Below are 20,647 nucleotides of genomic sequence, written 5' to 3' on the forward strand. Positions count from 1 at the left end.
CGGTTCAGCGGCTCAGTCGCTGGAACCGCCGCACCGCCAGAGGCAGAAACACCGCGGTCAGTACCAGCGGCCACACCACCGCCATCAACAGGGCGTGTTCCTCCACCCAGGTGCCGCCGCCCGCCACCGGGTTGCCGAAGAGTTCGCGGGTTGCCGTGACCGTCGAAGAAATCGGGTTCCAGGCGGCTACGGTGCCCAGCCAGCCCGGCATCAGGGAGGGTGCGACCAGGGCGCTGGAGATCATCGTGGCCGGGAACGCGATGGCGTACAGACCGCCCGCCGACTCCGCGCTCGGGACCAGGAGTCCCAGCCAGACGCCGACCCAGATCAGGCTGAACCGGAGCAGCAGAAGCAGTCCGAACGCGCCGACGGCGGCAGTCGGGGCGCCGTCCGCACGCCACCCGATCGCGAGGGCCGTGGCCGCGAGGATCGCCAGCTCGGCGCCGGCGACCAGCAGATCGGCGAGGCCGCGCCCGGCGGAGACCGCGGACGGTGCCATCGGCATGGAGCGGAACCGGTCGACGACGCCTTTGCCGACGTCGGTCACCATGGCCATCGCGGTGTTCATGAAGCCCATGGCCATGGTCGTGGCGAACATGCCCGGCATCAGGAACTCCCGGTAGTCGCCGCCTCCGGGCACCTTCATGGCACTGCCGAAAACATACCCGTACAGCAGCACGGAGAGGATCGGGAAACCTAACTGCCAGATGATGGCCGCCGGTTGGCGCTGGTAGTGGGTGAGACTGCGTCGGGTGACGTTCCAGCTGTCGGCGAGCGCCCAGTGGAGTCGGCCGCGTGCGGGGCCGGCCGTGTGCAGTTCGATGGCGGTCACACCATCACCTCCTCTTCGGGCGTCTCCGTACGGTGTCCGGTCAGGCTGAGGAACACGTCGTCGAGGCTCGGTCTGCGCAGCCCGATGTCCTCGACCTCGATGCGTTCGTCCTGGAGGGTGCGCGCGACCTCGGTGAGCGCGGCGACCCGGTCGGCGACCTGGGCGTGGACGCGGCGGTCCGCCTCGTCGGAGACGACAGGACCGGCGCCCGCGACTCGTTCCACGGCCTTGACGACCGCGGGCAGGTCGGCCGCCTCGCCCGCGACGACCTCGATCCGGTCTCCCCCCACCCGGTTCTTCAACCCGTCCGGGGTGTCGTCGGCGATGGCCCGGCCCCGGTCGATGACGGTGATGCGCGAGGCGAGCCGGTCGGCCTCCTCCAGGTACTGGGTGGTGAGCAGCACCGTCGTACCATCCGCCACCAACGCCCGTACGCTGTCCCAGACTTCGCCCCGCCCACGCGGATCGAGCCCTGTCGTCGGCTCGTCCAGGAACAGCACCTGGGGTGCGAGGATCATCGATGCCGCCAGGTCGAGGCGGCGCCGCATGCCGCCGCCGTATCCCTTGACCCCCTTGTCGGCGGCGTCGCGCAGGTCGAACTGTTCCAGCAGTTCCGCAGCCCGCCGCCGGGCACGCGCGCCGCCCAGATGGAAGAGGCGCCCGAACATCTCCAGGTTCTGCCGCCCGGTCAGGATCTCGTCGACGGCGGCGTCCTGCCCGGTGAGCCCGATCCTTGTGCGTACGCGACGGGGTTCGCGCGCCACGTCCAGCCCGGCAACCTCGGCTCGCCCGCCGTCGAACCGCAGCAGCGTCGACAGGGCGCGTACAGCAGTGGTCTTGCCGGCCCCGTTGGGACCGAGCAGCCCGTGCACGGTGCCGGGCCGGACGGCCAGATCGAATCCGTCGAGAGCCCTCTTCTCCCCGCTGCCCTTCTTCCCGCCGCGCTTCTCTCCGTACCGCTTCATGACCCCTTCGGCACGTACGGCATATCCGCTCGCATCGATGACAGAACCCCCTTCACTCCAATAAACTGAGTACGCTGTACCCAAATGAGAGTACACCGTACCCACTTCTTGTCCAGAGGCTTACGCTGAGCTCATGACGAAGAGCGATTCAGCGGGTGGCGCGGACGGAACGACGGCCGGCAGTGGCGATATCGCGCGCAGCCTGGAGCTCCTCTGGGGCACCGGCGACCGCCCCAGCCGCGGCCCCAAACCGGCTCTCACACTCGGCCGGATCGTCACCACCGCCGTGGCGATCGCCGATGCGGAGGGCCTGGCCGCCCTTTCGATGCGCCGGCTCTCCACCGATCTGGGCACCGGCACGATGTCGCTCTACAGGTACGTCCCCGGCAAGGCCGAGCTGCTCGACCTGATGCTCGACCACGTCCTGGGCGAACCCCTGGACGCCACCCCGGCCGACGGACCGGCGGACTGGCGCGCCGCCCTCGACACCATGGCCCGCACCTACCTGGAACAGCTGAGCCGCCACCCCTGGCTGCTCAAGATCAACCAGGCGCGTACCGTCCTCGGCCCCAGCGCCCTCCGAGGTCTCGAACTGGCCCTCGCGGGTATCAGGGGCATGGGTCTGACCGACCCGGAGCTGATCTCGACGATCATCACGGTCAACAGCTTCGTGGAAGGCATCGCCCGCACCCGGCTCCAGGCCACCGAGGCCGTGCAGCAGACCGGGCTGAGCAATGACGCCTTCTGGGAGGACCAGCGCCCCTACCTGGAGCGGGCCATGAGGAGCGGCGACTATCCGCTGATGGCAGGGCTCTCCGAGGACGCGTTCAGCTACGAGAACGACCACTTCGCGTTCGGCCTGCAACGGCTGATCGACGGCTTCGAAGTGCTCGTCGAGAGGCGCACCAGGGGGTGACGCGGCGCCCTGGCCGTGCACCGATGGAAACCGGGCAGCGGTCAGCCGCGCTTGCGGCGCCGGTTCATGAAGACGAGTGCGCCCACGGCGGCGAGCACCAATGCTCCGACCAGGGTGCTGCCCTTCGTCTGGTTGCCGCTCCCGTCACCGGCGACGGCCGACGCACCGCCGCCGTCCTTCGACGGCGACTTGGCGTCGCCGCCGTTCCTGTCCGCGCCTGCGATGTCCACCCGCACCACGTCGCTCCGTGCGCCCTCCGAGCCGAACATCAGCGCCGAGCCGTCCGCCGTGTACGTCACCGACTCGGACTGTCTCTGCAACGGCGCGCTGACCGGGTGGTCGGCGCCGAGCCGCCCGTCCTTGAACGCGTAGCCACGGGCGCTGAAGTAGGACCGCAGCACCAGTTCCTTCCCGTCCGGCGAGAACGCACCGTCCGTCACCCACGGCACCTCGCCGACCCGCCGGAACACATTGGTCCGTCCGGTGGAGAGCTCGGCGGGCCCTTCGTACAGTCCGCCGCCGTCCTCGTTCTTCGAGGCGATGTAGACCCGGCCGGTCTTCGGGTGGACCATCAGCGCCTCGGCGTTGCGCGCCCCGTCCGCGTACTTCACGTCGAACTGGGTCGCCCGGACCGTCGCGTCCTTCAGCACCTTCGGCTCCGGGAACCGGTAGATCCAGACGTGGTCCCAGCTGCCGTTCAGGTTGTCGCCGATGTCACCGACGTACAGATTGCCGTCGGGCCCGAGCGAGATCGCCTCGACATCGCGCGGCCGCCCCACCCCCCGCATGGTGATCGTCGCGACGGTCTTCCCGGTGCGGGAATCGACGGCGTAGACGTACGGCCCGTCCTCGCTGTCGTTGTGCGTCCAGTAGATGCCCGGGTGGGCGCGGCTCGCGGCGAGACCGCTGGACTCGGTGATCCGGGGGTCCTCGATCGTGAAGCTGCGGTCGGCGGACCCGTCGTCGGCCGTGGCCGGGGCGGCTGCCGCCCCGGTGAGGACGAGCAGCGCGGCGGCACCGGTGACTGTCAGATACGAACGCATGGACCAAGTGTCCATCGTCACGTCGCAGCTCCGCGCGTTGATCCGCGATGATGGCGCCATGCGTTTTCTGTTCGTCGGCGATTCCATGACCATCGGCCGCGCCGGCGACTTCACCTGGCGCTACCGCATGTGGCAGCACCTCGAAGCGGCTTTCGACGGTCCGTACGAGATCGTCGGCCCCCGGACCGAGCTGTACGACACCGCGACGAACACCCCGGTCTCGTACGCGTACGGCGCCCCGGATTTCCCCGCCCGGGCCCGCCGCCATCTGGCGGGCTGGGGCGAGGGATGGCTGCACATGGCCCCGGTGATCGCGGACGTGGTCAGCGCGTCGCGTGCCGACGTGCTGCTCGTCTCGCTCGGCCTGATAGATCTCGGCTTCTACACGGAGAGCGGGCAGACCGCCGAGAACGCCCGCGCGTTCATCGCGGCGGCCCGCACCGCGAACCCGCACATCAAGACCGTCCTCCTGCCGGTCATCCCGAACATACGGGCCGAGTCGGACGCTCCGTTCGCCGCCGAGTGCGACCGCTTCAACGAGCTCCTCGCAAAGGCTGTCGCCGACCTCGACGAGCCGATGTCACCGATCCTGCTGGCGTCGCGCCCGCCCGGGTACGACATCCACACGGACACGTACGACGGCACGCACCCCGGTCCCACGGGCGAGCAGAAGCTGGCCGCGACATTCGCCGACGCGATGCACCAGGCGTGGGGCATGGGCGGACCGTACGCGGGCGGCCGCGCGGAAGCGTGACGCCCGGCCGTCCCGGCGCCCTCACTTTTTGGTGGGCCGGGCCCGCACATGCATCCGTTCGCCCTGCGGCCCGAACAGGCTGAGAATCTCGACCGGTTCCGGCCCCGCGCTGGACCAGGCATGGGGCGTACGCGTATCGAACTCGGCGACCTCCCCGGTGGTCAGTACGACATCGTGCTCGCCCAGCACCAGCCGCAGCCGCCCCGCCAGCACGTACAGCCACTCGTAGCCCTCGTGCACCCGCGGCTCCAGGGGCCCGGTCGCCCCTCGCCCGCCGGGCAGCACCATCTTGTACGCCTGGAGGCCACCGAGGTGGCGGGTCAGCGGCATGAACTTTCTGCTGCCGCGGGTGAAGGGGCGCAGATGGACGCGGGGGTCACCCGTGGCGGGGGCGCCGACGAGTTCGTCGAGCGGGACCCCGTACGCCTTGGCCAGCGGCAGCAGCAGCTCCAGGGTGGGTTTGCGGCCGCCCGACTCCAGGCGGGAGAGGGTACTGACCGAGATCCCGGTCGTCTCGCCCAGCTGGGCGAGGGTCGTGCCGCGCTCCCGGCGCAGGGCCCTCAGGCGCGACCCGACCCCGGTCAGGACAGCGGCGAACTCATCGCCGGCACCCGCATCCGCCTTCGCTCCGTCTCCCATCTGCCCATTATTCGCCGTACGGGAGAGCAGGGGCGGTCAGGGCGAACCGAGCATCGTCAGGGAGAGCCGCGTGAGCTCTTCGGTCAGCCAGTCGGGCGTGACCTGGCGGGGGCGGCGGGCGTGATGGGCGAGGAGTTCCTCGACGGAGTGGGTCATCACCGTGACCGCGACCCGCTGGTCGCCGTCACCCACCTCACCCCGCTCGGCGGCACGCTCGGCCTCACAGGTCAGGAACTCGGACCACATCGTCCGCCACATCGCGAGGTGCTCGTCGACGGTGCGGCTCACGCCCAGCACCTCGACGAACGCCACCCGCGCGGCACGCGGATCAGCGGTGACCCCGCCCACATAGGCGGCGAAGAGGCGACGGAACCGTTCCTCCGTCGAGCACTCCTCCATGTCGTCGGAGAGCATCGCCTCCTCGGACGCGCGCAGTCCACTGGTCGCCACCTCGTCGTACAGCGCGATCAACAGCGCCTCCCGCGAGGTGAACTGCTGATGGAACGCGCGAATCGGCACGCGCGCCTCGGCGCACAGTTGCTCGATGGTCGTGCTTGCGTAGCCGTATGCGGCGAACAGGTCCCGCCCGGCCCGCAGGAGCCGGCCACGCCACTGCGCCCGGTCCTCGGCGGACTCGGTCACCCCTGTTCCGCGGCTCACCACGGCATTCACCACAAGTCCTCCTTCGTCGGCCCGAAGTCGCTGTCATTGTCCTCGCTGCGCCCCGACGGCGGCGGATCCGCCACACCCACAGGCAGCGGCGCGTCGCCGGACGACGACGTCTGACATCGTGGAGCCATGGCCTGTCCCGACACCGACGGTGACGACATCGACGCCGACCCGCCCCTGTGGTCGGTAAGAACGGCCGCGGGTGTGGACGGTGCCTGCGGTGTGCGTCACCGAGATGTGGGACCCCGAACTGCCGACTCGCTTCCAAGTAAGCCACGGGCTCACCCGAAACACAGCACGGGTCGGATCGGCGGATACGAGACGACCTGATCCCCGTCAGGTCGTCTCTGTCGAGCTCGCGGCGAGGGCGGCGACGCGGTCCCGCCACGGGGTATGGGACGGCTGCTTCGCGTACGCGGCGGCCCCGTACGCCCGGGCCCCCTCCCCGCGACACGGACCGCAGCGCGTCTCGTCCCCCACGGGCCGGAACACGTGATCCTCACCGGGCCCCTCACAGACCACCAACTCGGCGACCCGTGGCGCGGGCCGGACGTCGACGGTGGGTGGCGGTACCGCCTCCGGGAGCTTCTGTACGAGCCGGTGCCGCAGGAACCCCACAGCGGATCGCACCCCACCCTCGGGCAGCCCACTGGTCAGCGCCCGCCGCAGGTCAGCAGCCGAGGCCCCGCGCCGCAACCACTCGGCGGCGGCCTCCGCGAGACCCCGCGCCTCCCGCGCCCCCAGATGCAGCTCCCGGTGCGCATGCCGCAGCGAGAGCAACACCCGCTCGCCCTCGGCCACTTCCGGCGCGGATTCAGCTTCGGGTTCAGCTTCGGTGGGTGGGTGGGATGAGTTCTTCCCCAGTTCTTCATCTACCGGTTCATAGCCACCGATAACCCGACCCCTCGGCTGATCGACCGTCCGTTTCTGCGCACTCGGTGGCACCTCGGCACCCCACCCGTCCCGGAGCCCGACCGCCGCCGCGCCCGTGACCGGGGAGTTGGCGAAGAGCTGTACGGTCACCCACCGCCCCCGGTCGTTCTGCTGATGCCACTCGTGCAGGAACCCGTCCTCGACCAGCATCCTCTTGGCCCGCTGATAGGCCCGCCCCGTGATCCCCAGCTGCCGCGCATGCTCGCTGAGCGGCTTGTCGGCCAGACCTTCGGGGAGCCCCTGCACGTACAGGAGCAGAATCTTCGCGTCACTGTTCAGACGCGGATGACGCACCACGTCGTGCGAAGCCTTCGTGAAGCGCCGAGACGGCGCGATAGCATGCCAAAGCATCCCGGTGGACTCTCGTTCCACTTGTGGTGAAGGCCCTCGGACTGGTGTTGGTAGCACCGCCGGGGGCCGCCCCGTATGCGGCTGCATACAGAGCGTGATGACGACGTCACCGTACCGCACCCGGCTCCCCCTTCACCACGCAAACGGACATTGCACCCGGCAACGCGCCTGCCGTGAGGGCCCCTTCAGGAGACCTCCGCCTCATCCGCCAGGACTCCCATAGTCAGCTCGTGCAGCAACGCCGCATCCACGAACGGCGTCTCCGCGGTCGGCAGCGAGCGCCAATCCAGGGGCCAGGTGAGCCCGTGCAGCGCGGGCACCCCGACGAACGCCGCTGTCCGTCCGCCCCGGCTCATCGCCTCCGCACCGGCCGGCCAGCGGTAGGCGGTCACGGTTTGCGGCGGCAACAGAAAATACGTGCTCCGCGCCCCGATCCGCGAGCGCACGACGGGACCCGCCCGGAAGTCGGTGAACTGCATCAACTCGTACGCCACTTGCTCGCCCCGCATGCCGGTGATCCGTACGGCGTCGAAGTGAATGCCCGCATAACGAAGGGCATGCCCGCTCGCAGGCACCCACGAGGGCACCGGGTCCAGTGAACTTTTCCGTTCCATACGGAAAGCGTCGCGCCCCACACGTACCGTGACCAGGGACACAAGGCGTCTGTGCACTGTTGTGCACTCGGGAGGTGGGTTGTGCACTCCGGTGGCCAAGGGGGTGGCAACGCCCAGATGTTCGGGACGTTATTGCGCTTCTTCCGGGAGCGGGCGGAGCTGTCGCAGGAAGCCCTGGGGCTGAAGATCGGCTTCTCGAAGTCGCAGGTGGCGATGGTGGAGCGGGGGCAACGGCCGCCGAAGGGCGACTTCGTCACGCGGGCGGATGAGGCGCTGGGTGCACAAGGTGCACTGCTGGCGGCCGGGACCGAGCTGGTGTTCAGCCATTTGGCCTCGTGGTTCGAGCAGTTCGCCGCTGAGGAAGCGACAGCGTCTGCCAGGCACGAATACGAGACGCATGTAGTGCCCGGGCTGCTTCAGACCGAGGAGTACGCCCGCGCGGTCCTGGGCCATACCCATCCATCGGTCGACGATGAGGAAATCGAGGGGCGCGTCGCAGCCCGTCTGGAACGCCAGAGCCTCTTCACTCGCAAGCCCACACCGGACATCGGATTCGTACTGGAGCTGAGCGCCCTCATCAGACCCATCGGGGGGCGTCATGTGCGCAGTAGGCAGCTGCGGCACATTCTCGATGTCGCCCAGCTCCGCAACGTACAGATGCAGGTGATGTCGCCGGACAGGGAGGTCCACGTCGCACTCGACGGACCGTTCGTCCTTCTGGAGACCAAGGAGCGGCGCCAACTCGCCTACATCGAAGGGCAGGGCGGCAGCTTCTTCATCAGCGAACAGCCGACTCTGGGCAACCTGTTCGGGAAGTATGGCATTCTGCGGGCGCAGGCTCTCAGCCCCGAAGAGTCCATGAAACTGATCGAACAGGCGGCAGAGGAACGATGAGCACCGGCCTCAGTTGGATCAAGAGCAGCTACAGCGGCAACGACAGCGGCAACTGCGTCGAGGTTGCCCTTGCCTGGTCCAAGTCCAGCCATAGCAGCGAGGACAGTGGCAACTGCATCGAGGTCGCGAACTGCCCCCACACCGTCCACGTCCGCGACTCCAAGGACCTCACCGTCCCCGCCCTCGCCCTCTCCCCCGCCGCCTGGACCGCCTTCCTGGGATACGCCACCGCTCAATAGGGTGCCGTAGGTGCAGCTGTATATGCGTGAAGGGGCCAGGAGGTGAAAACCTCCCGGCCCCTTCACGTGCTCCTTCGCTTAATCAGTGGCGCCCCGTCGCCTCCCAGACCGCGACGGCCAGCGCCGCGCAGGACGTCAGGGCCGCGAGCGACGGCAGCGGCCAGCGGGTGCGCTCCAGGGCGTCCAGGCGCTCCTCGTGCTCGCCGAGCGTCTTGTCGGTCTGGTCGGCGCGTTGCAGCAGCAGCGCCAGGTCGCCGCGCGTGGTGGCGAATCCGACGTCGACGCTGCGGCGCAGCCGCTCCAGCTCGACGGCGACAGTGCCCTCGCTCATGGGGGTCTCCTTTCCGGGTCTCAGGTGCGGGGTACGCCGAGCCGGTCCCAGCTCGCGCGCCCCGGAACCCCGTCCGCCGCGGCCCCCACGTACCCGAGCCTGCGCTGCCAGGCGGCGTACGACAGGACGTCGGCCTCGCCCCACACGGGCCCGGGCCCGACGTGGTAGCGCCCGCAGCCCTCCGCGACGAGCCGTCGGCCGACCGCGGTGACGAGGTCGCTGCGGCGGCCCGGGACGAAGAAGCCGGCACCCGGGAACGGCGCGTACGACGGGGCAGCGGGCGGCACGGGCCGCACCCCGAGCCGCGCCTCGATCCGCATCCGCATCCCCGGCATCGAGAACGACGGGTCGATCTTCCGCCCTGTCCACTCCTTGTGCCCGATCACGCTCGCCGCCGACCAGCCGTGGGCGCGGCACAGGGCGGCCGAAAGGCGTTCCACGGCGGCGAGTTGGGCCGCCGGATAGGGGTCGTGGCCGTTGCCGAGGTTCTCGATCTCGAAGCCGTAGAAGTGGGTGTTGCCGTCGACGGCGTCCGGTCCCGGCGGGCCGGGGAGCGGGCGCTCGGCGCGTACGGCGTCGAACACGGCGGACGAACCGGCGCCCGCGTGGTTGGTGCGGCCGTAACCGGCCAGGTGCACGGTGCCGTCCTTGGCGACGAGGCCGATGCACAGCGGGCCCGGCAGGGCGGCGGTGCCGTCGCGGCACAGGGTGAGGCTGTCGCGGCCCGCGGTGTGGTGCAGCATCACGCCGTTGACCGGGCCCCAGGGGCCCTTGTGATTGCGGTTGTGGGTCTGCCAGTTCAGCTTGTCGGTGTGTTCCGCGAGGCGTACGCCCTCGTCGCGCAGGGCGCGGGCGAAGGCGTACGCGGTCAGGGGTGTCGCCACAATGTGCTCCAAGTGCCTTGGCTCGAAGGCGTTCAGGGGCCCTTACGGGATGGGGTCCACACGGATGAAACGCGTGTCGAAGAACGACGTGTTCGTGCTGGCGCTGGACCGGTAGGCCGGTGTCGCGGTGTGGGTCGTGCCGATGGCAAGGCCTGTGACCTGGAACTGGGCCGACACCGACGTCCTGTTGGGGATCGACACGGCGGCGGCGCGGTTGTCGTCGGCGGCGAGCACAATCACGTTGGAGGCGTTGCGGATGTTCGCCGACATGAAGGACGTCGCGGTGGTGGAGGTACGTATGTAGCTGCCCACGGTGATGATGACCTGGCCGGACGCGGGCACCGTGAACGTCGCCGCCATGGGGTCGCCGCCGGCGTTCGCGAGGGTTTCCACGTACGTGGTGGACGTGGTGTCCCCGTCGTCGAGGTTGACCCGGAAGACCGGCACCGGAGCCACCGGGACCCAGGCGGTGCCGGTGTAGTACATCATCCGGCCGGGGGTGCCGATCCAGGCCACCATGCCCGCGACGGGAGCGGCCAGCTTGGCGTCGCGCGTAGCCGTGTCGGGGAAGCGCAGCACGGTACGCCCGTCCGCGGCGTCCGCCAGGGCCTTCAGATGGGCCGGCAGATCGGCGGGGTCGGAGGCCTGCGGGTAGGGGAGGCTGCTGATCGGCGTGTACTGGGTGGTCATGCGGACTCCTCCTGGGGTGCGGGTTCGATGGGGTCGACCGTGACGGTCAACAGGCCGTCGGAGGGCTGCTGTTGGGGTTCCTCCGGTGCGGGGGCGTAGGGGTCCGTCGCGCGGGCGAGGGCTTCGGCCAGCTCGCGCATCAGGTCGTCGGGCGGCGGCTGGGGAGTGGGATCCGGCGAGGGTTCGGACATGGCGGGGCTCCGTTTCACACGACGTGACTTCGTACGGCGTGACGTGGGGTGACGTGGCTTCGTACGGCGTGACGTGGGGCGGGCAAGGGACGGGCGCGAGGTCAGTCCGTCAGGTCCGCCCACGTCGGGTTCGCCGCCAGCAGGGCGGCGAGGGTCGGGTAGGCGGTGGCGACGGACGCGTAGGCCGGCGCGGTGTTCGGCGCGGGCGGCAGCGCGGGCGCATCGGGAGTCAGTCCCGCGTCCGCCGGTACGCCGTTGGCCCTCACCCCGCGCAGGCTCAGCGTCTGCTGGACGCCGCCGCCCGCCGCCGACGAGGTGGTGATGCCGACGACCCAGGCGAGCGTGTCGAGGGCCGCGCCCGTCGTGTCCACCACGCGGACGACATCGCCGAGCTGGATGCGCGGATCGTGCAGGACCTGGACGTCCTCGAGGACGGGCACCGGGTACTGGCCGGCCCTGCGCATGGCCTCTGCCAACTGCTGTGCAGTGGCCAGGTCCTGGACCCAGTCGGACTGCTCGCCGTAGAACTCCTGGCGTCCGTACCAGCGCTCGCTGTCGCCGCCGGGGACGTAGGCGACCGCCTGCCGCTCCACCGGACCCCGGTCCGGGCGCATCGGCACGATGCGGATGGACGGTGAACCGTCCTTGGCCACGGTGTAGAGCCGCGTCGAGGTGCGGTTGGTCAGGCGCAGCACGATCGTGCCGTCCTCGCGTCGTACGAGCGCGTCCACCGCGCCCTTGACCGCGGTCGTGCCCACCGCGTTCCGGGTCGCGACCCGGAAGGTGGATCCCAGGGTGATCACCGAGTCGTCGTCGGTGTCCGGCGGGCCCACGTCCAGCTCGTCCTCGCCGAAGGCGTACGAGATGGTGAGGGAACCGCCTCCAGGGATCTCCCGCACCACGGTGTCGTACACGGCCTCCCCCCCGACGGTGCGCGCCGCGCCCCAGTCCTTGGCGGGCTGGGTGCAGAAGTTGCGGCAGGCGTCGATCTCCTCGGTGACGGTGAGCGCGGCGATGTCGCGTACGGAGGTCAGGGTCAGGTCGGGGACGGTCGGCTCAGTGGCGAACCGGGTGAAGTTGCGCCACCGGAAACGCCCGCGCTCGTCGATCTCCGCGGTGGACATGCTCGCCTTGGCGATCTGGCCGATCGCGTCCCACTGCGAACCGGTCACCCTGGGCACGGTGCGCAGCGGCAGGATCACCTCGTCCAGTTCTGCGGTCTTGCTCCAGGTGCCCGACTGGCTGAACTCGGCGACGCTCGGTGGACCGGTCAGACCGCTGGTGACCTGGACGCTCTCGGTCGCCATGGAGGTGACGAGGCGGACCTTGCGCAGCTCGGCGACGGGCTGGGGCCCGGTGGCCGCCGTGAAGACGGCGGCACCGCCAACCCAGGTGGTCCCGTCCGGCGCGGTGAGCAGCGGGATGACCGAAGGCAGAGCCTGGTTGTTCGTCGACGCGTACACATCGACGTACGCGCCGATGTGCCAGACGCCGCGCTGCGACTTCATCGCGGCGGCGTTGGAGCCCCACTGCAGTGCGCTGCCCGGCACCGCGGGATCGGAGCTGAGCGATGTCGCCAGGACGGTGCCGTTGGTGAAGTCGACGGCGAGGGAGATGGTGCCGACGGCCGTCCCGGTGCGGTTCAGCTCCAGGTCGAGGCGGACGGTGGAGCCGATGCCGACGGCGTTGTTCACCCACGCCTCGGCGAGCAGCCTGCTGCCGGGCACGGTGACCCGGCTGCGCGGGAACCACGAGGCGGTGATGCCGCTGTCGCCCGCGGGCAGACCGCGCGGCACCAGGGCCATCTCGTGCGGGGCGCCGGTGCGCGACCACGTGTAGTGGCGCGGGTCGGGCAGGTCCTCGGGCATGCCGTACGGGGTGGTGAACCCGCCGTGCAGAGTGGCGTGCACGAGGGTCAGAGGCTGTCCTGCGACGAACTGGGGCGCGCGCGCCGGCGGACTGGTCAGCAGCCCGGCCTGCCGCAGCAGCTCGTCGACGCACCAGGTGGCGCTGGAGACCGGGCGCCCCCAGTACAACCCGGTGTACGGGCGCGGGAGTTCGGCTGGTGCCCGCAGCCGCTCGGCGCCGTCGAGCGCGGTGAGCTGCACGGTGTCGGAGCCGGATGCGGCACTGCGGTTGCGCAGGGTGCCGCGGAAGGCGGGCAGGGTGGCGCCGGCCCCCACACCCGTCGCGTGGGTGACGCTCTGCCCGGGGCGGGCGAGGTCACCGGTGGCGTGGCCGGCCCACGCGGAATAGAGCTCGGGCGCCAACTTGCCTGTAATACCGCCCAGTTGGAGCTGCAACTGGGCCGCCGAACTTCCGGAGAACGCGCGCATCGCGGCGGGCAGATCGGTCGCGTACGACCGCTCCACCTGCCACGACTGCACCTGCGCCGACACGTCCGTACCGCCGAGCCGGGTGATGTGCGTGGTGGTGCGCTCCCCGGCGGCGAGCGCTGCCTTGGTGGCGTCGTCAGCCCGCTGCACCGGACACCTCCACCAGGTCGACGCTGATGCTGCGGTAGGGCAGCGGCCGCCCGGGACTGTCGCTGTACGACGTGATGGCGAGCGGCGGCAGGCCGTCGCCGGGGGTCGTGTGCGCGGCCCCGTCGTCGTACGCGAAGCAGGCACCGGCGAGGGAGTAGGTGCCCGCCGTGCCCGGAGTCGCGCACGGGGTGGCGTACACGGCTCCGGCGGGCACGGTCGTGGCGATGTACGGGCCGCCGGCCGTGGGCCCGGACAGATAACTCCCGTCGGCCTTCTTGAAGTCGATGTTGACGCCGACGGTGCCGAGGGCGGCGAAGGCGGCAGGGGCACGGAAGGAGACACGGGTGCCAGGCGCGACGGGGAAGTTGCCGCCCCACGGCACACTCCGCCAGGCCACCTTGCTGGTCGCGTCGGCGGCTGTGAACGTGAACGTCCCCGGCGCCGCGGCGACTTCCGCGACGGTCCCGGTCGTCGACACCTTGAACCACTGCTGAAGCCCGGCCGCCCCGGTGTCGCCGCGGCCCGCGGCCTGCGCGGCGCCGAGGACGTTGCCGGCGGCCGGGTCGATGACCAGGACCGGTCCGGGGCCGCCGGCGACGCGCCGGGCGAGCCCGTCCAGGACCCGCGCGTCGACGGGCGGGAGCCGGTCCCAGCTCAGCTTCATCCGGCGGGAGGGAGCCGGGGTACGGGTGACGGTGATGCGGCCGCCGAGCGACTTGAACTCGCTGACACCGAGCTCGACACTGCGGTCGAAGGACGTGGCGGCCTGGTCGATCTCGTAGAGGGCCCCTGGGGGGCCTATCCACAGGTTGCTGGGCATGGCGTGTACCTCCGGGTTCTCGTACGGGTTCTGGAGGAGGGGCGACTACCGCCGGGCGAGCTGGCGCTGCCCCAGGAACACGGCGCGGGCGATGGTCTGCGAGTCGACCTGTACGTGCACGGGCCGATCGGCGAGCGCCTCGACGGCGGCGGCGAGCCGGTGCAGCGCGGCGCCGCCTCCCGGGTGGTGGCCGAGCATGCGGCTCAGCTTGGACAGCGGGATGACGGCCTCGTCCTCGCCGCCCTCACCGATGACGGCGAGGCGGCCGCCGGAGCGGGCGGAGACGACGCCACCCTCGGCGAGCGTCGGAATGTTGGGGATCTTGGGGATGTGGATCCCGAATTCCTTGCCGCCGAAGACCGGTACCCAGCCGGGAATCTTGACGTGAATCCCGTTCAGGCCGCCGATCATGGCGTTGATTCCGCTGATGTAGGCGCGGGGCAGGGCGGTGAAGGAGTTGATGATGCCCTTCATCACACCCTTGATGGGCCCGGCGTGCGACTTGATGGCCCCGGAGATGGCATTCCAGGCCCACTTCACGCCCGCCGCCAGGGCCTTGGACACCTTGTCCATATTGATGAACTGCCCGATGATCGGCGCGAGCAGCGTCATGACCAGCCCGAAGGCGTTGGCCTTCATGGCGGTGTTGAGGCCCTTCTGGGCCAGGGTCGCGCCCTTGAGCCCCTTCCCAAGACCACCCATGGACTTGCCGCCGCCGGTGGCGGCCTTGCCGGCCTTGCCGACGGACTTCTCCACGGCGTCGGACTGGCGTTTTACGTCGCGGAGGGCGGTGTTGGCCTTGCCGGACGAGGACTTGAGGTGGTCGAGCGAGGTCTTGAACTTCTTCGTGGAGCCAGCAGACTTGCCGAGAGAGACGTCGGCCTGCCCTGCTCTGCTCTTGATGGTGTTGAGGGCGCCGCCGGTCGAACCTGCCGCTGAGCGGAGGCGGTTGAGCGCGGTGATGGCGCGGTTGAGGGACGGGACAAGTGCCATGGGAGATCCTCCGATCGACAGCTTCAGGTGCCGCTGGTGCCGCCGACGGCACGGGAGAGTTCCTGAAAGCGCTCGGTGAGGGTGTGCGTGGCGCTAGCGAGGTGGCCGACGTCGGCATGCTTCCCGGCGGCCGCGGTCAGACGTCCGGCGGAGTCGGCGAGCCGCTTCAACTCCCGGGAGGAAGGAAGCTCTCGCGCTCTGGAGCTGTAGGTGTGTATTTCGCCATTCAGGTTTTTGATTGCTTCCGTCACGTCATTGACTTGCTCCAATGACGGAAGTCTCATGCCCTGAGGTTGCTCGGGAACGGCACGGGTTATTCGGCCATTCTCGTTCGTTGTCACTTCCTTACCGTTGGACAACTTGCGCGAGAGGGCCTGGGTAGCTTTCTGGATGTCGAATAGCTTTATTCCGATAGCGGAAAGCCCTGCTTTGATCGCCACGATCCCAAGCACTATGTAGGCTGGCCCGCCTCCTGCCTTGAGGACCGCGAGAATCTCCTTCAGAACGGGAAGCTCCTGGAGGGCGCCCTTGAAGTCTGTCTTCTTGTCCTGCGGCCCATCCGCGATGGCCTTTTTTAACCCTGTTATCTGCTGGCTGAGTTCTCTGTCCGTAACTGGCGACGAGTTTCCGTTTGAGCGGGAGGGTTTGACTGAAAATTCAAGGTCTGACAGTTTATCGTAGATTTCATCTGTCGTATGTTTACCCATGCTCGATTCCCAGTTCGTCTGCGTATACCTTGACTTTCTGATCTCTCGCGGCAAGGATTGCGGCGCAATGGCCTCCATGGAGCAGAGTGAGGGTGGGGAATGACTCAGCTTGCAGATGCGACCGGGATGCAGATCTTGGCGAGGGGCGCTGGGGTCATCATGTCGGCATTAGGTGCCATTTTTATCATTTTCTTCCTCGTAATGCGTGGCGCGGTTGACGAAGAGAGGGAGAAGGGGGATCTGGAGGCGGCTGCGCGAGTCAAGAGGAACGTGCTGATCACTCTGGGTATCGGGGCTCTCTTGCTCGGTGGCGGCGCTTCCCTCTATTTCTTTTCCTAGTGCCCGGGCGAACTGAGGACGGGATCTCAGGCGAAGAACCTGCTGAGTTCCTGCGGGGGCGGCAGCGTGGTCGCGTCCTCGCCCGATGTGTCCTTTCGGGCCGGCTCCGCCTGCCCGGGGCGGTGGATGGGCTCCGGGCAGTCAAGGGGGTCACTGTCTTCGTCCCGGTTGACGGTGGCGAACATCCAATTGGCCTCCTGGAACAGGTCCACCACGTGAGCCAGCAGGTAGTCCGTCACGCTCCATTCGGCGGCATCGCCATGCAACTCACGTGTGAGGGCGCTGTCGCGCGGCATGTGCTGGACTAGCACCGCGAGCCGGCGTGAGGTGAGCCGGCCGCGGTGCCAGTCCAGGAGGTCGATGCCGTAGTGGCGGAGCAGGTCCGCCTCGATGGCCTCGGCGTGCTCGTCGACGAGCGCGTCGAGGCTCAGTCTTCCCCCAGGCCCAGCCCCGTCTCCTTGCCGTAGGCCTCCAGGATCGCGGCGATGTCCTGCATGGTGATGTCGTGCCGCTCGAAGCGCCCGAACTGCTGCTCACCGAGCAGGAGTTGGAGGAGCCCGTCAACGTCGTTGTCGTCGAGGGCGCGGAGCTTGCGGGCGGTGCCGCGGCCGAGCTCGGTCGGCAGCTCGAAGGTGTCGTCGTCGAGCGTGAAGGTCCAGGCGCGGCCGAGCGCTTCGAGGCGCTGGGCGCGGGCGGCGTTGACGTTGAAGCCGGGCATGCGGGAACTCCTCTGTGCAGGGCGAGGTGGTGGGGTGGCCCGGCGCGCGCTGACGAGCGCGCCAGGCCGGATGGCGCGGGAGGCCGCGATGCGGCCGGTCCCGTTACACGTATGACCCATGTATTCGGAGGCAGAGTTACTGGTTCCCAGGTCTGCGAACGGCTAGAATTCCGGATTGCTGGATTCGGGTGGAGCTGGAGAGGTGCGGGATCATGCTTGACGGGCTGCACGGATATGCGATGGATATTCTGGTCTTCGGAATTCCCGTACTGGCCGGGGCGCTTCTATTTATCTGGCGCAATGGAAATCTTCGTCGCAGAGGTGTCGTCATTCGCGCCGTGTGCGTCAATAAGGCCTTTGACGGAAAAGGTCTGGTCACCTTACGCCTGGAGTACGAAGTCGCAGGCCTGCGCTATTACTGCGACAGCATGCCGTATAGATTTCCTCCGGTTGGTGTCGGTCAGCGGCTGGATGTGATCTATGACTCCAAAAAAACCCGGCTACTCGGAGGTGGTGGAACAGCGGGGCCGCGGCACAGTGCCCTGGATCGTCGGAGGTATCGCGTTCACATTTCTCCTGCTGGCAGGTATTTCTTACCTCTGACCTCGGGGGTCTAGCTAGGTAAAGAAGCGAGTCATTTCGCCATGGCTCGGCAGCCTGGACTCGGCAGGCTCCGTCTCGTTCTTCACCAACCACCACCCGGCTCTCGACGACGAGGAGATCGAGGGACGGGTCGTGGCTCGAATGGAGCGGCAGAAGCTTCATACCCGCAGACCGGCGGCCGACATCGGCTTCGTGCTGGAACTGCATCCGCTCACGCGGCCCACCGGAGGCCATCAGGTATGCAAAGAACAGCTCCGCCACATCCTCGATGTCGCTCAGCTGCGGAACGTACAGATTCAGGTGATGGCGCCGGACCGGACGACCCACGCGGGGCTCAACGGCCCGTTCGTTCTGCTGGAGACGGCTGAACGGATCCGCCTCGCCTACGTGCGGACGGTGGCGGACGTGCAGCGCATGCTGAGGCTGTTGCCGGATGTGCCCGTGGACCCCGTCGAGCTGGAATCCTTGCTGGCCGTTGTTGCTACGTCCTGGCGTTGATCGGGGTGGTCTGGGCGTTCGGCGCGTGGCGGCGCTACCGGAAGCTGCGTGCGGGGGTGCAACTGAGCGTGCGGTCGCTGGTGCGGCGGATGTTCTGGGCGCGGCTGGTGCTCGTGCAGGCGGTGCTGGGGACTCTCTGCGCGATGGCGAACGCGGCAGTGCCGTGGACGGACCGGGGCGTTGCAGGTGGTCTTCTGGGTGGGGCTCGCACCGACGCTGCTGACGATCTGGTTCTACCGGCCGCGCACGCGGCAGGCGCCCCAGTCCCGGCAAGCTCTGCCCCGTCGCACTGCCCGGCACACCCGCTCGCCGCGTTGGCCACAAGCCCTGGTAGCTCCTTCCCCAAGCTCTCAGCTTCGTTCGAGCAGGGGAGACCCCATCCAAGGGCTTCCGGTTGCCGGGCCAGGTATCCGTCTCACTCACCCGTGCGGGGCCGGCGAGGACCCTTCCGTGGCGGCCAAGGTGCGGGTCAGCACGCGAGTGGTGCTGCCGTCGTCCTCGCTGATGTCCCGGACGTGCTCAAAGCCGATCCTGCCCAGCAACGTCAGCGAGGCGCTGTTCGCTGCAGCCACAGTGGCGTGCACCTCGGTCAGCCCGAGAGTGCCGAAGCCATAGGCGACGACGGCCTCGGCCAACTCCGTCCCCAGGCCCGATCCCCACACCGCTGGAGCCAGCGCGTAGACGATCTCGTGGCCCCCGACCACATCGGTCGGCTTGATCTCGGCATGCCCGATCAACAGACCGTCCCTGCGAACGGCCCAGACATCGAACAGGTTCTGGGCATAGACCTTCGTGAAAATCCGCCCGAAAAGGGCCCGATCCTCTGCCTCGGGAGCCGGGCCGTCACCCATCCACCGCGACACCCTCACATCCTGGAACAGGGCCATGAAGCCCTCTTCGTCCTCGGGGATGTAGGGGTCCAAGAGCAGTCGCTCAGTGCGCAGAGTCGGGGTCATGGACGGCGACGCTCACCACCGGACACCGTGCCCGCAAACCACTTTCACCAGCATGAACGGGACCTGGACAAGCCCTGCACCGCTACAGCACCTGAAGTCGCCGCCTGCGGCAAGGAACCGCCTGAGGCAGCAATTACCAGGCCGGACCCCCAGCCCCGAAGGTCCGCAGGTGAGCCCCTTTTGAGGAACGCACCCGGGGCCGTACGTCGTGCGTTGCTCAGTTTCCGACTTCTGGAGCAGCGCCGTCGGCCTCCCTCCGTAAGGTGAAGGCGTCAGGTACTCGCATCTCGCGCCACCCATCTCGGAGGATTCCGTGACCTTCGCCGCTCGTCTCATTGCCACGGTCGCCGCTCCGCTGGATCCGGCGTCGGCAGACGCTCCACAGGTGCTGCGCTGGCCTGGGCGCAGGCTGCTGGTGCAGCGCGGTGACACCGAGCTGGCCGTCCGCGACCTGGACGGGGAGGGGACGGAGGTACGCTTCCCCGCGCCCTGGCCTCGCCAGTACGGCTCGGTGACGGTCTCCCCCACGGGGGATGTCGCCGTGTTCGCCGGCGTGCACGCGCTGCGAGCCGTGGATGCGACCGGCGCCGTGCGGTGGGAGATCCGGCACGGTTGCTGGTCCGCTGCCGAGTGCACCAAGGCCCATGCCTCGTTCTCCGAGTACGCCGGCGACCACCACCACGCCCACGCGGACAGCGGCTCGGCGGCCTTCTCCTCGGACGGCAAGCTCCTCTGGGCCCACATCCGCACCTATGTGGAGGGCGACATCGAGGAGGAATGGCTGATCCTCGACCCCGTCGACGGCACGGTGCTGACCCGCGCCGAGACGATGACCGTGGGATCGGGCTCCCTCCACTTCCCCCATCCGAACCCGGCGATCATGGGGCTGACTGTCGCCGAGGGCGAGGAGGACTCGCCCGCGCTGTGGGGACACTGGGACGGCTCCAAGCTCACTGTTGAGCGGTTCGTCGAGGAGGTCTTTCTCGCCGTGAGCCCGTCCGGAGAGCACTTCCTGACCACGGATCCGGGGCAGTGGGCCCTCTACCTGCACCGGGCGGAGGACGGCATGGAACTGCGGCGTCTGAACGCCGAGGAAGCCGTGCCCCCTCCCTCAGGCAAGGACGACGACCGCGTTCGCTGGGACTACGAGGCGGCGTTCCCGTACGACGACACCGCCGTGGCCGGCACCGAGTACTACGCGGACGTCCCCCGCCACTGGCTCGTCGACGTGCGCGGGATGACCCTGCGCGGCGAAGTCTCCTATCCCTTCCCTGTCTCGGGATCTCCCCGATCGGCGGGGGACGGCACCTGGTACACGGTCTCCGCGGACCGGACGTCCCTGCATCTGTGGCACCTGCAGGACGCGCGCTGAGGAGGCAGCGTGCGGTGCCAACAGCGGGCCCCAGACGCAAGAGCGCGTCCGGGGCCTGGTGGTGGATGGGGCTAGAGCCAGAGGATCCGGCCGTCAGAACACTCGTTCAGTCTGTCCCGATCCTCCTTCAGCAGGGGGCTGACCTCTCCTCCCGGAATCGACAGGAATCCCCAGTCGACCCGCTCGGCGATGACATGCCCCGCCGTGACG

At 68.9% G+C, this 20,647-nt stretch carries 26 protein-coding genes; 8 read left to right on the forward strand and 18 right to left on the reverse strand.

The genetic code is table 11. The annotated features are described in order from the left end of the window. Nucleotides 1-4: 4 nt before the first annotated feature. Together AB0915_RS13445 and AB0915_RS13450 are read right to left on the reverse strand one after the other, a co-directional pair. Nucleotides 5-832 (reverse strand): ABC transporter permease, encoded by an 828-nt coding sequence (locus tag AB0915_RS13445; protein WP_366691210.1) that lies wholly within the window; start codon nt 830-832, stop codon nt 5-7. Beyond that, nucleotides 829-1,797: an ATP-binding cassette domain-containing protein gene (locus AB0915_RS13450; RefSeq protein WP_366691211.1), complete on the reverse strand. Its 969-nt coding sequence runs from the start codon at nt 1,795-1,797 to the stop codon at nt 829-831. The genes AB0915_RS13445 and AB0915_RS13450 overlap by 4 nt, the downstream gene beginning before the upstream one ends. A 133-nt stretch (nt 1,798-1,930) precedes the next feature. On the opposite strand from AB0915_RS13450, the gene AB0915_RS13455 reads away from it, so the two are divergent. Next, nucleotides 1,931-2,713 (forward strand): TetR/AcrR family transcriptional regulator C-terminal domain-containing protein, encoded by a 783-nt coding sequence (locus AB0915_RS13455; protein ID WP_366691212.1) that lies wholly within the window; start codon nt 1,931-1,933, stop codon nt 2,711-2,713. Nucleotides 2,714-2,754: 41 nt separating this feature from the next. On the opposite strand, the gene AB0915_RS13460 is transcribed toward AB0915_RS13455, so the two are convergent. After that, nucleotides 2,755-3,756, reverse strand: a complete 1,002-nt coding sequence (locus AB0915_RS13460) for a WD40 repeat domain-containing protein (protein WP_366691213.1) — start codon at nt 3,754-3,756, stop codon at nt 2,755-2,757. Between the two features lie 58 nt (nt 3,757-3,814). On the opposite strand from AB0915_RS13460, the gene AB0915_RS13465 reads away from it, so the two are divergent. Then, the gene (locus AB0915_RS13465; protein ID WP_366691214.1) at nt 3,815-4,510 is read left to right on the forward strand and encodes a GDSL-type esterase/lipase family protein; all 696 of its coding nucleotides are present in this window, start codon (nt 3,815-3,817) and stop codon (nt 4,508-4,510) included. Between the two features lie 21 nt (nt 4,511-4,531). Here AB0915_RS13465 and AB0915_RS13470 read toward each other — a convergent pair whose 3' ends face one another. From AB0915_RS13470 to AB0915_RS13485, 4 genes are all read right to left on the reverse strand, one after another. Continuing rightward, nucleotides 4,532-5,149, reverse strand: a complete 618-nt coding sequence (locus AB0915_RS13470) for an XRE family transcriptional regulator (protein ID WP_366691215.1) — start codon at nt 5,147-5,149, stop codon at nt 4,532-4,534. A gap of 36 nt (nt 5,150-5,185) precedes the next feature. Next, entirely contained in the window at nt 5,186-5,824 is a 639-nt protein-coding gene (locus AB0915_RS13475; protein WP_366691216.1) for a TetR/AcrR family transcriptional regulator, read from the reverse strand. 330 nt (nt 5,825-6,154) lie between these two features. Then, nucleotides 6,155-7,102, reverse strand: a complete 948-nt coding sequence (locus AB0915_RS13480; protein ID WP_366691217.1) for a hypothetical protein — start codon at nt 7,100-7,102, stop codon at nt 6,155-6,157. Nucleotides 7,103-7,287: 185 nt separating this feature from the next. Beyond that, the gene (locus tag AB0915_RS13485) at nt 7,288-7,716 is read right to left on the reverse strand and encodes a hypothetical protein (protein ID WP_366691218.1); all 429 of its coding nucleotides are present in this window, start codon (nt 7,714-7,716) and stop codon (nt 7,288-7,290) included. 117 nt (nt 7,717-7,833) lie between these two features. On the opposite strand from AB0915_RS13485, the gene AB0915_RS13490 reads away from it, so the two are divergent. Together AB0915_RS13490 and AB0915_RS13495 are read left to right on the forward strand one after the other, a co-directional pair. Further along, nucleotides 7,834-8,610, forward strand: a complete 777-nt coding sequence (locus tag AB0915_RS13490; protein WP_366691219.1) for a helix-turn-helix transcriptional regulator — start codon at nt 7,834-7,836, stop codon at nt 8,608-8,610. Continuing rightward, complete coding sequence (locus AB0915_RS13495) at nt 8,607-8,849, forward strand: DUF397 domain-containing protein (protein WP_366691220.1); 243 nt, start codon at nt 8,607-8,609, stop codon at nt 8,847-8,849. Before AB0915_RS13490 ends, AB0915_RS13495 begins: the two co-directional genes overlap by 4 nt. Before the next feature lie 82 nt (nt 8,850-8,931). On the opposite strand, the gene AB0915_RS13500 is transcribed toward AB0915_RS13495, so the two are convergent. The 8 genes from AB0915_RS13500 to AB0915_RS13535 all read right to left on the reverse strand — a co-directional run bounded on the left by AB0915_RS13500 (nt 8,932) and on the right by AB0915_RS13535 (nt 16,029). Beyond that, the gene (locus AB0915_RS13500) at nt 8,932-9,180 is read right to left on the reverse strand and encodes a hypothetical protein (RefSeq protein ID WP_366691221.1); all 249 of its coding nucleotides are present in this window, start codon (nt 9,178-9,180) and stop codon (nt 8,932-8,934) included. Between the two features lie 20 nt (nt 9,181-9,200). Then, on the reverse strand, nt 9,201-10,064 hold the full coding sequence (locus AB0915_RS13505; protein WP_366691222.1) for a peptidoglycan-binding protein: 864 nt from the start codon (nt 10,062-10,064) through the stop codon (nt 9,201-9,203). 42 nt (nt 10,065-10,106) lie between these two features. After that, nucleotides 10,107-10,754 carry a hypothetical protein gene (locus tag AB0915_RS13510; RefSeq protein ID WP_366691223.1) on the reverse strand — a complete coding sequence of 216 codons (648 nt, stop codon included), beginning with the start codon at nt 10,752-10,754 and terminating at the stop codon, nt 10,107-10,109. Then, entirely contained in the window at nt 10,751-10,945 is a 195-nt protein-coding gene (locus AB0915_RS13515; RefSeq protein WP_366691224.1) for a hypothetical protein, read from the reverse strand. Before AB0915_RS13515 ends, AB0915_RS13510 begins: the two co-directional genes overlap by 4 nt. A gap of 101 nt (nt 10,946-11,046) precedes the next feature. Further along, a complete protein-coding gene (locus AB0915_RS13520) occupies nt 11,047-13,431 on the reverse strand; it encodes a hypothetical protein (RefSeq protein ID WP_366691225.1) in 2,385 nt (794 codons plus the stop codon). Further along, a complete protein-coding gene (locus AB0915_RS13525) occupies nt 13,418-14,251 on the reverse strand; it encodes a hypothetical protein (protein WP_366691226.1) in 834 nt (277 codons plus the stop codon). Before AB0915_RS13525 ends, AB0915_RS13520 begins: the two co-directional genes overlap by 14 nt. Before the next feature lie 45 nt (nt 14,252-14,296). Next, nucleotides 14,297-15,244 (reverse strand): hypothetical protein, encoded by a 948-nt coding sequence (locus AB0915_RS13530; RefSeq protein WP_366691227.1) that lies wholly within the window; start codon nt 15,242-15,244, stop codon nt 14,297-14,299. Between the two features lie 23 nt (nt 15,245-15,267). Further along, nucleotides 15,268-16,029 (reverse strand): hypothetical protein, encoded by a 762-nt coding sequence (locus AB0915_RS13535; protein ID WP_366691228.1) that lies wholly within the window; start codon nt 16,027-16,029, stop codon nt 15,268-15,270. Nucleotides 16,030-16,050: 21 nt separating this feature from the next. On the opposite strand from AB0915_RS13535, the gene AB0915_RS13540 reads away from it, so the two are divergent. Further along, a complete protein-coding gene (locus AB0915_RS13540) occupies nt 16,051-16,290 on the forward strand; it encodes a hypothetical protein (protein ID WP_366691229.1) in 240 nt (79 codons plus the stop codon). 26 nt (nt 16,291-16,316) lie between these two features. On the opposite strand, the gene AB0915_RS13545 is transcribed toward AB0915_RS13540, so the two are convergent. Both AB0915_RS13545 and AB0915_RS13550 read right to left on the reverse strand, forming a co-directional pair. After that, nucleotides 16,317-16,652 (reverse strand): hypothetical protein, encoded by a 336-nt coding sequence (locus AB0915_RS13545; protein ID WP_366691260.1) that lies wholly within the window; start codon nt 16,650-16,652, stop codon nt 16,317-16,319. Nucleotides 16,653-16,717: 65 nt separating this feature from the next. Then, on the reverse strand, nt 16,718-17,008 hold the full coding sequence (locus tag AB0915_RS13550) for a hypothetical protein (RefSeq protein WP_366691230.1): 291 nt from the start codon (nt 17,006-17,008) through the stop codon (nt 16,718-16,720). A 212-nt stretch (nt 17,009-17,220) separates the two neighbouring features. Between AB0915_RS13550 and AB0915_RS13555 the strand changes: the two genes are divergently transcribed. Together AB0915_RS13555 and AB0915_RS13560 are read left to right on the forward strand one after the other, a co-directional pair. Beyond that, complete coding sequence (locus AB0915_RS13555; protein WP_366691231.1) at nt 17,221-17,625, forward strand: hypothetical protein; 405 nt, start codon at nt 17,221-17,223, stop codon at nt 17,623-17,625. A 40-nt stretch (nt 17,626-17,665) separates the two neighbouring features. After that, nucleotides 17,666-18,109, forward strand: a complete 444-nt coding sequence (locus tag AB0915_RS13560; RefSeq protein ID WP_366691261.1) for a Scr1 family TA system antitoxin-like transcriptional regulator — start codon at nt 17,666-17,668, stop codon at nt 18,107-18,109. Nucleotides 18,110-18,528: 419 nt separating this feature from the next. On the opposite strand, the gene AB0915_RS13565 is transcribed toward AB0915_RS13560, so the two are convergent. Beyond that, a complete protein-coding gene (locus AB0915_RS13565) occupies nt 18,529-19,065 on the reverse strand; it encodes a GNAT family N-acetyltransferase (protein ID WP_366691232.1) in 537 nt (178 codons plus the stop codon). A 313-nt stretch (nt 19,066-19,378) separates the two neighbouring features. Between AB0915_RS13565 and AB0915_RS13570 the strand changes: the two genes are divergently transcribed. After that, a complete protein-coding gene (locus AB0915_RS13570; protein ID WP_366691233.1) occupies nt 19,379-20,437 on the forward strand; it encodes a hypothetical protein in 1,059 nt (352 codons plus the stop codon). Nucleotides 20,438-20,647: the final 210 nt, after the last annotated feature.

It is taken from the genome of Streptomyces sp. NPDC048411 (assembly GCF_040704695.1).
GTDB lineage: Bacteria > Actinomycetota > Actinomycetes > Streptomycetales > Streptomycetaceae > Streptomyces.

Bases quoted from the DNA above. Each gene is read 5' to 3' on its own strand.
- AB0915_RS13450 (WP_366691211.1), bottom strand. From the start codon at position 1,797: ATGAAGCGGTACGGAGAGAAGCGCGGCGGGAAGAAGGGCAGCGGGGAG.
- AB0915_RS13455 (WP_366691212.1), top strand. From the start codon at position 1,931: ATGACGAAGAGCGATTCAGCGGGTGGCGCGGACGGAACGACGGCCGGC.
- AB0915_RS13460 (WP_366691213.1), bottom strand. From the start codon at position 3,756: ATGCGTTCGTATCTGACAGTCACCGGTGCCGCCGCGCTGCTCGTCCTC.
- AB0915_RS13465 (WP_366691214.1), top strand. From the start codon at position 3,815: ATGCGTTTTCTGTTCGTCGGCGATTCCATGACCATCGGCCGCGCCGGC.
- AB0915_RS13470 (WP_366691215.1), bottom strand. From the start codon at position 5,149: ATGGGAGACGGAGCGAAGGCGGATGCGGGTGCCGGCGATGAGTTCGCC.
- AB0915_RS13480 (WP_366691217.1), bottom strand. From the start codon at position 7,102: ATGCTTTGGCATGCTATCGCGCCGTCTCGGCGCTTCACGAAGGCTTCG.
- AB0915_RS13485 (WP_366691218.1), bottom strand. From the start codon at position 7,716: ATGGAACGGAAAAGTTCACTGGACCCGGTGCCCTCGTGGGTGCCTGCG.
- AB0915_RS13490 (WP_366691219.1), top strand. From the start codon at position 7,834: ATGTTCGGGACGTTATTGCGCTTCTTCCGGGAGCGGGCGGAGCTGTCG.
- AB0915_RS13495 (WP_366691220.1), top strand. From the start codon at position 8,607: ATGAGCACCGGCCTCAGTTGGATCAAGAGCAGCTACAGCGGCAACGAC.
- AB0915_RS13500 (WP_366691221.1), bottom strand. From the start codon at position 9,180: ATGAGCGAGGGCACTGTCGCCGTCGAGCTGGAGCGGCTGCGCCGCAGC.
- AB0915_RS13510 (WP_366691223.1), bottom strand. From the start codon at position 10,754: ATGACCACCCAGTACACGCCGATCAGCAGCCTCCCCTACCCGCAGGCC.
- AB0915_RS13515 (WP_366691224.1), bottom strand. From the start codon at position 10,945: ATGTCCGAACCCTCGCCGGATCCCACTCCCCAGCCGCCGCCCGACGAC.
- AB0915_RS13525 (WP_366691226.1), bottom strand. From the start codon at position 14,251: ATGCCCAGCAACCTGTGGATAGGCCCCCCAGGGGCCCTCTACGAGATC.
- AB0915_RS13530 (WP_366691227.1), bottom strand. From the start codon at position 15,244: ATGGCACTTGTCCCGTCCCTCAACCGCGCCATCACCGCGCTCAACCGC.
- AB0915_RS13535 (WP_366691228.1), bottom strand. From the start codon at position 16,029: ATGGAGGCCATTGCGCCGCAATCCTTGCCGCGAGAGATCAGAAAGTCA.
- AB0915_RS13540 (WP_366691229.1), top strand. From the start codon at position 16,051: ATGACTCAGCTTGCAGATGCGACCGGGATGCAGATCTTGGCGAGGGGC.
- AB0915_RS13550 (WP_366691230.1), bottom strand. From the start codon at position 17,008: ATGCCCGGCTTCAACGTCAACGCCGCCCGCGCCCAGCGCCTCGAAGCG.
- AB0915_RS13555 (WP_366691231.1), top strand. From the start codon at position 17,221: ATGCTTGACGGGCTGCACGGATATGCGATGGATATTCTGGTCTTCGGA.
- AB0915_RS13565 (WP_366691232.1), bottom strand. From the start codon at position 19,065: ATGACCCCGACTCTGCGCACTGAGCGACTGCTCTTGGACCCCTACATC.